Source organism: Micromonospora chokoriensis, from assembly GCF_900091505.1.
Lineage (GTDB): Bacteria > Actinomycetota > Actinomycetes > Mycobacteriales > Micromonosporaceae > Micromonospora > Micromonospora chokoriensis.
On the sequence record NZ_LT607409.1, the window covers coordinates 1,599,084 to 1,612,262 of the forward strand.

Consider the following 13,179-nt stretch of genomic DNA (forward strand, 5'->3'; position numbering starts at 1 on the left):
GCTCACAGCCCTATGCCCTTCGCGATGATCTCGTTCATGATCTCGGTGGTGCCGCCGCCGATGCCGAGGATCCGCGCGTCGCGGTAGTGGCGCTCCACCTCCGCGTCGCGCAGGTAGCCGAAGCCGCCGTGCAGTTGCAGTGCCTGGTCGACGACGTGGTCGCAGGCGGCCACGGCCACGTTCTTCGCCATCGCCACCTCGGTCACCACCGGCTCGCCAGCGGCGACCCGGCCGGCCACCTCGTGCACGTACGACCGGGCCGCCTCGGCCCGCGTGTGCATCTCCGCCAGCCGGTGCCGGATCAACTGCCGGCTGGCCAGCGGACGCCCGAACGTCTCCCGGTCCCGGCACCAGCGCACGGCCAGCTCCACGCAACGCTGCGCCGTCGCGTACGCCTGGGTGGCCAGCGACAGCCGCTCCGCGGCGAAGTTCTGCATGATCGCCAGGAAGCCGGTGTCCTCCGCGCCGATCCGGTTCGTCACCGGCACCCGCACGTCGACGAAGGACAGCTCGGCGGTGTCCGAGCAGTGCCAGCCCAGCTTCTCCAACCGGCGTCCCACCGTGAACCCGGGGCTGTCCTTGTCGATCACCAGCAGGGTGAGCGCGCCGCTACCCGGGAAGTCGGTGCAGACGGCGGTGGTCACGAAGTCGGCCCGGTGCCCGCTGGTGATGTACGTCTTCGACCCGTTCACCACGTAGTGGTCGCCGTCCCGGCGGGCCGTGGTGCGGATGCCGGCCACGTCGGAACCGCCGTCCGGTTCGGTGATCGCCAACGCGCCGATCATCGTGCCGGCCAGGGTGGGTCGGACGTACCGCTCGATCAGGCCGTCCTCCCCCGGGGACGGGGTGCCGCCGAGCCGGCCGCCCAGCGAACCCCCGGTGTGGGCACCAGCCGCCGCGACCATGTGCGGCAGCGCGATGCCGTGCGTGAACAGGGCCGCCACCAGCCCGGACGAGCCACCCGCGCGGATCAGCTCCTCGGTCACGATGATCGAGTCGAGCAGGTCACCGCCGCTGCCGCCGACCGACTCGGGGAAGCCGATGCCGAGCAGACCGATCTTCGCGGCGGTGGCGTGCAGCGCCCGGGGCACCTCACCGGCCCGCTCCCAGTCGTCCAGGTGCGGCAACACCTCGCGCGTCACGAAGGCCCGGGTCAGCTCCCGAAGCTGCCGCCGCTCCGGCGTGTCCACGATGCTCATCGGGTCACCCCGGTCGCTGCGGGCCGGGTTGCTTCGGTCGGCCCGCCTGCTTCGGTCGGCCCGCCTGCTTCGGTCGGCACGTCGGCGGCTAGGTCGACGATCCGGGCCCGCAGCAGCTCACCGAGCGCCTTGGCCTGCGGATCGAACCGGGTGGACGCGGCCACCCCCTCCCCGAGCAGACCCTCGACGACGAAGTTGACCGCACGCAGGTTCGGCAGCTCGTAGCGCTTCACCGACAGTGGCGCGGTCTCCGGCAGCAGCTCCGCCAGGCGCGCCACTGTCAACCAGTCGCGCAGCCACCCGTACGCGGCGTCGTTGCGGGCCCAGACGCCCAGGTTGGCATCTCCACCCTTGTCCCCGGAGCGCGCGCCGACCAGCTCGCCGAGCGCGCCACGGCGGGTCGGGCCGTCAGCCGTCGCGTTCCCGCCCGGGGTCGTCTCGTCCTTCGACGTGGGTGCGGTACGGAGCGGCGGGGCGACCGACACCCGCTCACCGCCGGGCAGCACCGCGACGTGAGCCACCGCGTGCTGCGGCACCTCGTCGGCGGTGAAGACACCGTACGGTGTCGCGTCGCCGGGCAGCGTGGTCAGCGTGCAGCCCGGGTACGAAGCCAACGCCAGTTCCACCGCGGCGGCCGAGAACGCCCGCCCGGCCCGTGCCTTGTCGCCGTGCCGCAGGTGTACGTGCAGCAGCGCGCTGGCCGCCTCGGTGTCGGCGGCGTCCGGGTGGTCGGTGCGGGCCAGCGTGAACTCCAACCCGTCCGTGCCGACCGCCTCCTCGACCTGCCCGCGTACCAGCGCCGCCTTCGCCTCGACGTCCAGTCCGCAGAGGACGAACGTCATCGAGTTGCGGAAGCCACCGAGGTTGTTGACGCCCACTTTCAGCGTGGCCGGCGGCGGGGTGCCCCGGACGCCGGAGACTCGGACCCGGTCCGGTCCGTCCGGGCTCAGCGCCACCGTGTCCAGTCGGGTGACCACGTCCGGCCCCAGGTACGCCGGCCCGCCGATCTCGTAGAGCAGCTGTGCGGTGACCGTCTCCACGGTGACCGCGCCACCGGTGCCCTGATGCTTGGTGAGCACCGTCGAGCCGTCGGCGTACACCTCGGCGATCGGGAAACCGGGTCGGTGCCCTCCGTCGGGCAGCTCGGTGAAGAAGCTGAAGTTTCCCCCGGTGACCTGCGCGCCGCATTCGACGAGGTGGCCTGCGACCGTCGCCCCGGCCAGCTGGTCGAGGTCGTCGCGACCCCACCCGTACCGGGCGATGGCCGGGCCGACCACCAGCGACGCGTCGGTGACCCGGCCGGTGACCACCACGTCCGCGCCACCGTCGAGGCACGCGGCGATCCCGAACGCGCCCAGGTAGGCGTTGGCGCTCAACGCATCCGGTCGTTGGATCGTGTCGCCCTCGACGTACCCCACCTTCGCGGCCAGGCCCAGCCGGGTCGCGAGGGCGTCGACGGCGGCGGCCAGGCCGGCCGGGTTCAACCCGCCGGCGTTGGTCACGATCCGCACCCCACGGTCCAGGGCGGTGCCGAGGCAGGTCTCCAGTTGACGCAGGAACGTCTTCGCGTAGCCCAGGTCGGGGTCGCGCAGCCGGTCCCGGGCGAGGATCAGCATGGTCAACTCGGCCAGGTAGTCACCGGTCAACACGTCCAGCTCACCGCCGTCGAGCATCTCGCGCCAGGCGGTGAACCGGTCCCCGTAGAAGCCGGAGGCGTTACCGATGCGGATCACGCTCGTACCCCGTCTCCGCCCGCCGGCTCACGGCCGACGCCCGGCGGCCCGGCGAACGCCTGCGCCACGTCGAGCCATTCGTCGGCGACCGGGCCGGTGGCGACCAGCGCGAGGTCGGCGCGGTGCCGGCGCTGGGTGACCAGCAGGCAGAAGTCCCGAGCCGGGCCACTCACCCGGTCGGCGGCGTCCGCCGGCCCCCAACTCCACGTGTCGCCGCCGGGCCCGACCAGCTCGACCCGGACCGGCGTCGTCGGCGCCGCCCGGCCGTGGGCGGCGAAACCGTGCCCGAGGGTACGCACACCGAGGTGCGCGACGTGCCGTAGCCGCTCGCTGTCGGGGCGGACGACGCCGAGGGTCTCCGCCACGTCCTCTCCGTGTGCCCAGGTCTCCATGATCCGGGCGGTGGCCATCGAGGTGGCCGACATGCGGGTGCCGTACCAGGGCAACTTCTCGCCGGCCGGGACGGTGCTCAGCGCGTCGGCCAGCGCCGACCGCCCGGTCCGCCAGCGGTGAAGCAGTTCCTGCGGCGGGGCGAGGAATTCCTCGGCGCCCGCGTCGACCATCCGGGTCGGGTCCGGTGCGCTGACCACCGTCGCGTAGAACGCCTCGGCGTCGGTGGCGGCGAGCAGCGCCACGTGGTCGGTCCAGGCGAGGTGCGCGACCTGGTGTCCGATGCTCCAACCGGGCGCCGGGGTGGGACGGGCCCAGTCGGCTGCCGGCAGCGGGGCCACCAGGGCGTCCAGTCGGGCGGACTCGGCGGCCAGATCCGCGAGCAGGTCGGTGAGGTCGACCATGGTGCCTCCGGTCGGTGGTGGCCGGTGCGGCCGGTGGTCAGGGCGTGAGCAGGGTGGCGAGCTGGCGCTTCCAGGTGGCCAACAGGGCGGTACGGCGGGCGGAGTCGTCGCTGAGCAGGTTGGCCACTCCGAGCCCGCGGAGCAGGTCGAGGGTGGCCTGCACCGCTTCGCGGACGCCGGGTCGACGCTCGTCGACGCCGAGCAGGGCGACCGTGAGTCGGTGCATCTCCCGGCCGACTGTCGCCTCCAGCGGCACCAGGGCGTCCCGGAGTTCCCGGTCGGTGCGGGCGGCGACCCAGAGTTCGAGTGCGGCCACGAACAGCGGCCCGGTGAACGCGACGCCGAGCAGGTCGATCACCCGGTCGAGGCGCTGCGGCCCGGCCGGCAACGCCTCGGCCTCGGTGCGCAACTCGGCGGCCCGCCGCTCGGCGAGGTGGGCCACGGCGGCCGTCACCAGCGCGGCCTTCGTCGGGTAGTGGTGCAGCTGGGCCCCCCGCGAGACACCGGCCCGGGCGGCGACGACAGTGGTCGTGGTGCCGGACCAGCCGTGCTCGATCAGGCAGTCGACGGTCGCCTCCAGCAGCCGGGCCTGGGTGGCACGACTGCGTTCCTGCTGAGGGACTCGCGTCGGTGTGGAAGGCACGCGAACAGCCTGCTGCCAACGAAACAAACAGTCAAGACTGACTTTTTCTAGGTGTGCTGCCGGTCGGTCGAGCGAGCTGGCGGGAGCGGGCGCGGCTGTCGTGTGGCGTCTGCGGCTGTCGTGCGGCGTCCGCGTCCGGCGTCTGTCGGCTGGCATCCAGCGGCCGGGCTTCGGAAGGCCGAAGCCGGCGGGTCACGATGTGTTGGCTCGCTTTGGAGCTGATAACACAAACGAATCATCCGACGGTCGAACCGCTGGCGAGCCCGGGAGGCCGCCGCCCGTCCGGCCGGTGGGCGTGCGCGGTGGGTGTGCCCGTTGGGCGCATCTGGCGGTTGCGTCTGGGCGGCCACGTCCGGCGGTTGCTTGCGCCGATGTCGCATCCGCCGGTCGCTTTCGCGGGTTGCTCGCACCGATCACTCCTGCTGTTTGCCTCCTGTGCTCTTCTCCTCTGATCGCTCGCGCCGATGTCGCAAACGATTCAGCTCCAAAGGCACGCAACCCCGGGTTGCCGCCACCTGCTGGGTCGGCGTCGCGAAAACCGAGGACGGCCGGCGTGAGGACGGCCGGCGGGTCAGCGGCCCAGCCGAGGACGCCGGGGCGAGGGCAGCCCGGCGCACGGACAGCCCGGCGCAGGGGCAGCCCGGCGCGGGGACAGCCCGGCGCCGGGACGGCCCGGCGCGTCAGCGGCCGTCCCGGGGGCCGAAGACGGCCAGTGCGTCGGCGTCGCTGTGCTGGGAACGCAGGTACTCGTCGGCCCAGGCCGCAGCGTCGGGGAAGGTCGACTCCGCGGCCACGCGGGCGCACGCCGCGTCCACGTCGAAGGCGGTACGACGCAGCTGGACGCCCGGCCCGAGCAGTGCCCACCATGCGCCCGCGCCCCCGTACGGCATGCCGATGCTGCCCGGGTTGACCACCAGGCGTCGGTCCACCAGTCGGGTGAAGGGCATGTGGGTGTGGCCGCAGACCACGGTCGTGACCTCGGTCGGGAGGCCGGCGAACACCTCGGCCCAGCGCGGCATCCGGGAGTCGACGAGCACCACCTCCTCGTCGTCTCGAGGAGTGGCGTGACAGAACAGCGTCGGCCCGAGGCCGTCGATCGCGTACGTCGCCGTCGCCGGTAGGGCCGCGAGACGGGCCACCTGGTCGTCGCGGAGCTGCCCGGCGGCCCAGTTCGACACCTCGATCGACGCGGCCTTCCCGGCTCGCGCCTCGACCAGTTCGCGGTCGGCGTTGCCGCCCACCCAGCAGACACCGTCACCCAGGCCGGCGAGCACGTCCAGCACCTCGACCGGCTGCGGGCCGGTCGCGATGTCGCCGGTCAGCACGATCAGGTCGGCGGCGGCGACGTCCGGTTCGGCCAGCACGGCCTCCAACGCGGGAAGGACACCATGGATGTCGGAGAGCACGGCAACTCTGTTCACCATGGCCCCACCCTCACCGCTCCGTCCGCGCCGAACCAGTCTTTCTGCGACCAGCAGACGAAAGGTCCCCGCCCACCGTCGATGACGGGAGGCGGGGACCTGAGGTACGGCTCAGACGCGGGCGCGGCGGGCCAGGCGCTCCGGGTCCAGGATGATGATGCTCTTGCCGTCCAGCCGAAGCCATCCGCGCGAGGCGAAGTCGGCCAGCGCCTTGTTGACCGTCTCGCGCGAGGCGCCGACGAGCTGGGCGATCTCCTCCTGGGTGAGGTCGTGGGTCACCCGCAGGACGCCGCCGTCGCGGGTGCCGAACCGCCCGGCCATCTGGAGCAGGTTCTTGGCGACCCGACCCGGCACGTCCGTGAAGATCAGGTCGGCGAGCGAGTCGTTCGTCCGACGCAGCCTCCGGGCGAGCACCCGGAGCAACTGCTCGGCGATCTCCGGGCGGTTGTTCAACCACGGTCGCAGCGCCTGCTTGCGCAGTCGCACCAACCGGGTGTCGGTCACCGCGGTAGCGGTCGCCGTACGCGGACCAGGGTCGAAGAGCGACAGCTCACCCACCATGTCCGACGGCCCCATGACCGCGATCAGGTTCTGCCGGCCGTCCGCTGCGCGGCGACCAACCTTGATCTTCCCGGACAGCAGGATATAGAGACTGTCGCCGGGCTCGCCCTCATTGAAGACGATCTCGCCCTTGCGGACCTCGATCGTCTCCATCTCCTTGGCAAGCGCCTCGGCAGCTTCCGGGTCGACACCCTGGAAGATCCCGCTGCGGGCCAGTACCTCGTCCATCGCGCACCTCCGGTTACGCGGGCCGTCCGTCGGCCGGGGTCGCCGTCCGCTGATCCCCTCGCGCGCCGCCAAGTCTAGGCGCACATGAGCATGAATCAGAGGTCGCCCCTGGAATCTTGATCGGTGGGCGTAACCTGCCCGACGTGCTGAGCGAGCCGACTCTGACCAGCCGTGCCGAGGACGGGCGGGACATTCCACTGCTCTTCTGGCGCGCGACCGCGCCCCTGCGGACCGTCAGCAGCGGCCCGCTGGGCGGTGGCATCGGGATCCGGCGGTGGGTGCTGAACGCGACCGTACCCATGTCGTACGACAGTGGTGACCCCGCCGCGCACCTGGCGGCGCTCGCCGCCGACCTGGCCCTCGACGGGCCCGGGGTCGGCCTGCTGACCGGGGTGCACGTGGGCGAGGTGGTGGCCCGGACCGACACCGGGGTGCGGGTCTGGGCGACGGTCGGGCTCGGCACGCCGGTGCTCGCGGCCGCGCCGACGCCGGCCGCGCTCGTCCAGCGGGTCGGCACTGTCAACATCGTGGTGTACGTGCCGGCCCGGCTCGCCGACTCGGCACTCGTCAACGCGGTGGCCACGGCGACCGAGGCGAAGACCCAGGCGATCAGCGAGCTCGGGCTGCCCGGGACGGGCACCCCGACCGACGCGGTCACCGTGCTGTGCCCGGTCGACGGTCCGGAGGCCGCCTACGGGGGGCCGCGCTCCAGTTGGGGCGCCCCGCTGGCTCGTGCGGTGCACGCGGCGGTGCTCGCCGGAGGCTCCCAACCGGTCGTGCCCTGGTCAGAGCAGGTTGGCGCCTGAAGATTCGACCGATCGGCTGTCGTCGGCGCGTTTACGGCCCGGTAGGGTCGCGGGCGATGTATGCTCCCGCCCCCCTCGCGTCCCGACCGCGTCGCCGTGTCGCCCTGAGCCTCGCCGCACTGCTGGCCGCCCTGCTCGTCGCCGGCTGCTCCGATGCGGGTGGCGAGGCTCCCGTATGGCAACCCGGTGCCGGTGGCGGTGGCACCGGCGCGCCGGTTGGCACTGCCGAACCGGGCGCCACCGGGCCAGCGGCCTCCGGTGCCGGCGACGCGATCTCGCTCTCCGCCACCGGCGACATCATCATGGGCAACGCGCCGAGCCGGCTGCCCGCCGGCGGTGGGAAGGGCTTCTTCACCTCGGTCACCGAGGCGCTGAAGGCCGACGTGGTGATGGGCAACCTGGAAGAGCCGTTGACGGTGGACACCGGCACCGGCAAGTGCGGAGCCAACTCCACCCGGTGCTTCCAGTTCCGAGCCCCGCCGGAGTACGCGGCACACCTGCGCGACGCCGGATTCGACGTGCTCAACCAGGCCAACAACCACGGGTACGACTACGGGCCGAAGGGCTACGAGAACACCCAGAAGGCGCTGGAGAAGTACGACCTGAAGCACACCGGCGCTCCCGACCAGATCACAGTGGTCGACGTCAAGGGGGTCAAGGTCGCCGTCGCCGGCTTCTCGTCGTACGTCTGGTCGAACAGCCTCGTCGACATCGCCAAGGCGAAGACGGTGGTCGCCAAGGCCGCCACCATGGCCGACCTGGTCGTGGTGCAGGTGCACATGGGCGCTGAGGGAGCGGAGAAGACCCGGGTGAAGCCGGGCACCGAGATGTTCCTGGGCGAGAACCGGGGCGACCCGGTCAAGTTCTCCCACGCCATGATCGACGCCGGAGCCGACCTGATCGTCGGGCACGGGCCGCACGTGCTGCGCGGGATGGAGTTCTACAAGGGGCGCCTCATCGCGTACAGCCTGGGCAACTTCGCCGGCGGCGGCAACTCCCTGAACAACGACGGTCGCCTCGGCTGGGGCGGCGTGCTGAAGGTGTCGCTGAAGCCGGACGGCAGCTGGGCCGGCGGCTCGTTCACCTCGACGTACATGAACGACGCCGGCAAGCCGACGATGGACCCGAACAAGAGGGGCCTCGGTCTGATCACCGAGTTGAGCAGTGCCGACTTCCCGAAGGCCGGCGCCCGGCTCGACGGGCAGGGCAAGATCTCGCCGCCCACCGCCGGTTGACGGGTCGGGAACGTCCGGGGTGCGACGTAGGCTGACCGTCGTGACCAGTAGTCCTCCCGCCGTCAGCGAGACCGACCTCGGGCGCACACGCCGCGCCCGCAAGATCGGCCGGGTGTTGACCGAGACGCACCCCGACGCCCACTGTGAGCTGGACCACTCCAACGCCCTGGAGTTGGCCGTCGCCACCATCCTCTCCGCGCAGTGCACGGACAAGAAGGTCAACGAGGTCACCCCCAAGCTCTTCGCCCGCTACCCGAGCGCCGCCGCGTACGCCGGGGCCGACCGGGGCGAGATGGAGGAGCTGATTCGGCCCACCGGCTTCTACCGCAACAAGACCGACTCGCTGCTCAAGCTCGGGCAGGCCCTCGTCGAGCGGTACGACGGGCAGGTCCCCGGCCGTCTCGTCGACCTGGTGACGCTGCCCGGCATCGGCCGCAAGACCGCCAACGTGATCCTCGGCAACGCCTTCGACGTCCCGGGCATCACCGTCGACACGCACTTTCAGCGACTGGTCCATCGGTGGCGGCTGACCACCGAGACGGACCCGGTGAAGATCGAGCACGCGGTCGGCGCGCTCTACCCCAAGCGCGACTGGACCATGCTGTCGCACCGGATCATCTTCCACGGGCGGAGGGTCTGCCACGCCCGCAAGCCGGCCTGCGGGGCGTGCACGCTCGCGAAGCTCTGCCCCTCCTACGCCACCGGGCCGACCGAGCCGGCAGCCGCCGCGAAGCTGCTCAAGGGCCCTCGGGCCCGTGACCTCGCGGTGGCCGCCGGAGTCGACCCGGATCTGGTGCCCGCCCAGGCGGTCGCTGCGGAGGTGCCGTGAACCGCCGCCTCGCCCTGCTCGTCCTGCCGCTGCTCCTGGCCGTCGCCGGCTGCACCGCGGACAAGGCCGGCGACGAGCCCGCTCCCCGACCGGCCGCCGCCGAGCGACCGTCGCCGTTCCGGGACTGCGCCACGCTGACCACGTCGCCCACCGCCGCGGCATCCGGCTCCGGCACGGCGAGCCCGGGCACGCCCGGCTCCGGCACGGCGGCACCCGCCGCCGGGGTGCGGGCGCTGCCGGAGCTGACCCTGTCCTGCTTCACCGGTGGCGCCCCCGTCGCGCTACGGGACGTGGCCGGGCCAGCGGTGATCAACGTGTGGGCGTCCTGGTGCGGGCCGTGCCGCAAGGAGTTGCCCGCCTTCCAGCGCCTCAGTGAGCGTGCCAAAGGCCAGCTCCAGGTGGTCGGCGTCAACACTCGGGACAGCCGCAGCGGCGCGCAGTCCATCGGTGAGGACTTCGGCGTCCGGTTCCCGATCCTGGTCGACCAGGGTGACGCGCTGCAACGCAAGCTGGAGCGCAACGCCTTCCCCCTGACCCTCTTCGTCGACGCCGACGGTCGGATCCGGCACGTCGACGCCACCGGCGCGCTCGACGACGCCCAGCTCGCCAAGCTGGTCCGCCAGCACCTCGGCCTGACGGTGCCGGCGTGACCCGTCGACCACCCGCATGGTTCGACCCGCTGCTGACCCGGCTGGGCACCGCCCGCGCCGAGGACTTCACCAGGTTGACCACCCCGGCCGAAGGTGGCCGGGAGAGCGCGGTGCTGGTGCTGCTCGGCGAGCAGCCCGGCGCGGGCCCGGACGTGCTGGTCCTGCAACGCGCGGCCACCCTGCGCAACCACGCCGGCCAACCGGCCTTTCCGGGCGGCGCGGCCGACCCGGAGGACGCCGACGCCCGGGCCACCGCCCTGCGTGAGGCGAACGAGGAGGTCGGCCTCGACCCGACCAGCGTGACAGTGCTCGCCGAGCTGCCGAAACTGTGGATCCCGGTCAGCGACTTCGTGGTCACGCCGGTGCTGGCCTGGTGGCACGACCCGCACCGGGTTTACCCGTGCGAGCCGGCCGAGGTGGCCCACGTCGCCCGCCTGCCGGTCAGCGAGCTGGTCGACCCGGCCAACCGGCTGCGGGTCCGCCACCCCAGCGGTTGGATCGGGCCGGCGTTCTCGGCACGCGGGATGCTCGTCTGGGGCTTCACCGCCGGGGTGCTGGCCACCCTGTTGGAGATGGGCGGCTGGGCGCGTCCGTGGCCGCGGGACCGGGTTGTCGAGCTGCCGCCGAGCGGGGCCACCCCGGCGCCGTCGGCGGGCACCGACGAGGCTGACGAGACAGCCCTGCGCTGACCGCACGGTCACCTTCGGCAAGCGATGGTCATCTGGCGGGCGCACTGCCCGTACGCTTGACCCGTGTCCGTCGTGGATCTCGTCCTGTTGCTGCTCATGCTCGTGTTCGCGATCAGCGGATACCGCCAGGGTTTCGTCATCGGCATCACCTCGCTGTCCGGCTTCTTCCTCGGCCTGCTGCTGGGTCTCCAGCTCGGGCCGCTGTTCGCCCGACAGTTCGTGGACGCCGGCACCCGTGTGCTGATCTCGCTCGTGGCGATCTTCGGGCTGGCCGTGGTCGGGCAGGCGCTCGCCGGCTGGCTCGGCTCGCACCTGCGCAAGACGATCACCAGCGACGTGGGCAAACGGGTCGACGACGTGGGTGGCGCGCTGGTGTCGCTGCTCGCGGTGCTGCTGCTCGCCTGGCTGGTGGCGGTGCCGCTCGGCTCGTCCTCGGTGCCCTGGCTCGCCGCTTCGGTGCGCAACAGCGCGTTGATCAGCGTGGTCAACCAGATCGTGCCGGACCAGGCCCACCGGTTGTCCACCGCGCTGGAGGACACCGTCGACACCGACGGCTTCCCGGACGTCTTCGGTGATCTCGCGCCCACCCGGGCCCGGCAGGTCGACCCGCCCGACCCGGCGCTGGCCGGCTCGCAGGTGGTGGTCAACGGTCAGCGGTCGGTCGTCAAGGTGCTCGGTTCCGCGCCCGGCTGCTCGCGTCGCATCGAGGGCTCCGGCTTCGTGTACGCCGACGACCGGGTGATGACGAACGCGCACGTCGTGGCCGGCACCCGCTCGGTCGCGGTGGAGTTGGGCGGCGAGCGGTACGACGGCAAGGTGGTGGTCTACGACCCGGACCGGGACCTGGCGGTGCTGCTGGTGCCCGGGCTGCCCGGCCCGTCCCTGCGGTTCGCCGCCGGCAACGCGGGCAGCGGCTCGGACGCCATCGTGTTGGGCTTCCCCCTCGACGGCCCCTACAACGCGCAGTCGGCGCGGATCCGCGACGTCGACAAGATCAAAGGGCCGGACATCTACTCCTCCGGTGACGTCACGCGGGAGATCTACACGATCCGGGCGCTGGTGCGCAGTGGCAACTCCGGCGGTCCGCTGCTGTCCGCCAACGGCCTCGTGCTCGGCGTGATCTTCGCGGCTGCGGCCGACGACCCGAACACCGGATTCGCGGTGACCGCTGCCGAGGCTCGGCCGGTGGCGTTGGCCGGCGCGGAACGTAACCGGCAGGTGGCCACCGGCGAGTGCACCTGAGCGCCGCGTCGATCAACTCCCGGCCGACACCACCGGTCGGCCCCCGGTCGGCAGCGTCGCCCGGCCCCACCGCAGCCCTCGGTCCAGCACCGCACGAACCATGATCGCCATGCCGAACACCAGCGAGACGTCGTTCCAGCCGCCGGTACGGTCGGCGGCCAGCTCCCGGTTCACCGAGTCCTCGACGGTGAACGGCCAGGTCCGGGCGAACACCCGGGTGACCAGCACCCCGAGCAGCACCATCAGGCCGAACAGGAGGGACACCGGCAGCAGCACCCGCCGGACGATCAGGACCACGGTGTCGGACATGGGTCGGCCAGTACCCGCCCGCCGTCGTCGGCACGCCTCAGGCCACTTCGGGCTGCCGCTCGACCTCGGGGGCGACGCCGTCGCGGGTGGGCCGGACCGGCCGGAGACCGTTGTGCGCCCGCCAACTGGTGAACGCGGCGGCGGTCGCCGCGACCACCGCCACTCCGAGCAGCCAGCCGCCCAGCACGTCGCTGGTGAAGTGCACACCGAGCGCCACCCTGCTCAGCCCGGTGACCACGGTGAGCAGCACCGCCGCGACCCAGAGCGTGACCCGCGCCGCCCCGCGCCCGGCGTACGGCAGGAGCACCAGCAGCAGCACCCCGGCGGCCAGTGTCGCGTTCAGCGCGTGACCCGAGGGAAAGGAGTAGCCGGCGGCCCGTGCCACCGGGTCCAGCAACTCCGGCCGGTCGCGGCCGACGAGCAGTTTGAGCAGCGGACCGACCAGGCCACCGGCGACCATGGTGGTGGCCGCCCACAGAGCCAGCCGGCGGGCCCCCCGGCGCAGCAACCAGACCACCAGGAGCAGGGCGACGGCACGCAGCGGCATCGGCGCGAACACCTCGGTCCAGATCCGCATCAGCGCGACCCACCCAGGGTGGTCCTGCGCGTAGCCGTGCAGGGCGTCGGTGACCGCCGTGTCCAGCCGGTGCAGCGGCGCCCACGCACCGAGCACCAGCAGTGTGAGCAGCGCGAAGGGCACCAGCACCAGGAACGCCGCCGCCGAGGCGAGGGTCAGCCGCAGCCCCAGTGAATGGTCCGGGTCGAGTCGGCGGTGCCGCCAGGACGACTGCTCGGCGGAGGCGTGGGTGGGCGGCTGCTGCGTACTCATTCGTCGGTTCT

At 72.5% G+C, this 13,179-nt stretch carries 14 protein-coding genes; 6 read left to right on the forward strand and 8 right to left on the reverse strand.

Going from position 1 to position 13,179, the window contains the following annotated elements; all coding sequences use genetic code 11:
• Nucleotides 1-2: 2 nt before the first annotated feature.
• From GA0070612_RS07545 to GA0070612_RS07570, 6 genes are all read right to left on the reverse strand, one after another.
• On the reverse strand, nt 3-1,199 hold the full coding sequence (locus GA0070612_RS07545; RefSeq protein WP_088987260.1) for an acyl-CoA dehydrogenase family protein: 1,197 nt from the start codon (nt 1,197-1,199) through the stop codon (nt 3-5).
• On the reverse strand, nt 1,196-2,932 hold the full coding sequence (locus GA0070612_RS07550; RefSeq protein WP_088987261.1) for an acyclic terpene utilization AtuA family protein: 1,737 nt from the start codon (nt 2,930-2,932) through the stop codon (nt 1,196-1,198). The genes GA0070612_RS07545 and GA0070612_RS07550 overlap by 4 nt, the downstream gene beginning before the upstream one ends.
• Nucleotides 2,929-3,726: a TIGR03084 family metal-binding protein gene (locus tag GA0070612_RS07555; RefSeq protein ID WP_088987262.1), complete on the reverse strand. Its 798-nt coding sequence runs from the start codon at nt 3,724-3,726 to the stop codon at nt 2,929-2,931. Before GA0070612_RS07555 ends, GA0070612_RS07550 begins: the two co-directional genes overlap by 4 nt.
• Before the next feature lie 37 nt (nt 3,727-3,763).
• Nucleotides 3,764-4,369: a TetR/AcrR family transcriptional regulator gene (locus GA0070612_RS07560; protein ID WP_088987263.1), complete on the reverse strand. Its 606-nt coding sequence runs from the start codon at nt 4,367-4,369 to the stop codon at nt 3,764-3,766.
• 680 nt (nt 4,370-5,049) lie between these two features.
• Nucleotides 5,050-5,793 carry a metallophosphoesterase family protein gene (locus tag GA0070612_RS07565; RefSeq protein WP_088987264.1) on the reverse strand — a complete coding sequence of 248 codons (744 nt, stop codon included), beginning with the start codon at nt 5,791-5,793 and terminating at the stop codon, nt 5,050-5,052.
• Between the two features lie 108 nt (nt 5,794-5,901).
• A complete protein-coding gene (locus GA0070612_RS07570; protein WP_007466162.1) occupies nt 5,902-6,579 on the reverse strand; it encodes a Crp/Fnr family transcriptional regulator in 678 nt (225 codons plus the stop codon).
• A gap of 143 nt (nt 6,580-6,722) precedes the next feature.
• On the opposite strand from GA0070612_RS07570, the gene GA0070612_RS07575 reads away from it, so the two are divergent.
• The 6 genes from GA0070612_RS07575 (at nt 6,723) to GA0070612_RS07600 (ending at nt 12,030) form a co-directional block, all read left to right on the forward strand.
• Complete coding sequence (locus GA0070612_RS07575; RefSeq protein WP_088987265.1) at nt 6,723-7,385, forward strand: adenosylcobinamide amidohydrolase; 663 nt, start codon at nt 6,723-6,725, stop codon at nt 7,383-7,385.
• Between the two features lie 56 nt (nt 7,386-7,441).
• Entirely contained in the window at nt 7,442-8,620 is a 1,179-nt protein-coding gene (locus tag GA0070612_RS07580) for a CapA family protein (protein ID WP_088987266.1), read from the forward strand.
• A 19-nt stretch (nt 8,621-8,639) separates the two neighbouring features.
• Nucleotides 8,640-9,449: an endonuclease III gene (gene nth / locus GA0070612_RS07585; protein WP_408630537.1), complete on the forward strand. Its 810-nt coding sequence runs from the start codon at nt 8,640-8,642 to the stop codon at nt 9,447-9,449.
• Nucleotides 9,446-10,099: a TlpA family protein disulfide reductase gene (locus tag GA0070612_RS07590; protein ID WP_088987268.1), complete on the forward strand. Its 654-nt coding sequence runs from the start codon at nt 9,446-9,448 to the stop codon at nt 10,097-10,099. Before nth ends, GA0070612_RS07590 begins: the two co-directional genes overlap by 4 nt.
• Nucleotides 10,096-10,788, forward strand: coding sequence for an NUDIX hydrolase (locus GA0070612_RS07595; protein ID WP_088987269.1), 693 nt, complete (start codon nt 10,096-10,098; stop codon nt 10,786-10,788). Before GA0070612_RS07590 ends, GA0070612_RS07595 begins: the two co-directional genes overlap by 4 nt.
• A gap of 63 nt (nt 10,789-10,851) precedes the next feature.
• A complete protein-coding gene (locus tag GA0070612_RS07600) occupies nt 10,852-12,030 on the forward strand; it encodes a MarP family serine protease (RefSeq protein ID WP_088987270.1) in 1,179 nt (392 codons plus the stop codon).
• A gap of 12 nt (nt 12,031-12,042) precedes the next feature.
• Here GA0070612_RS07600 and GA0070612_RS07605 read toward each other — a convergent pair whose 3' ends face one another.
• Both GA0070612_RS07605 and GA0070612_RS07610 read right to left on the reverse strand, forming a co-directional pair.
• Nucleotides 12,043-12,339, reverse strand: coding sequence for a hypothetical protein (locus tag GA0070612_RS07605; RefSeq protein ID WP_231924497.1), 297 nt, complete (start codon nt 12,337-12,339; stop codon nt 12,043-12,045).
• A gap of 37 nt (nt 12,340-12,376) precedes the next feature.
• Complete coding sequence (locus GA0070612_RS07610) at nt 12,377-13,168, reverse strand: phosphatase PAP2 family protein (protein ID WP_088987271.1); 792 nt, start codon at nt 13,166-13,168, stop codon at nt 12,377-12,379.
• Between the last annotated feature and the right edge of the window lie 11 nt (nt 13,169-13,179).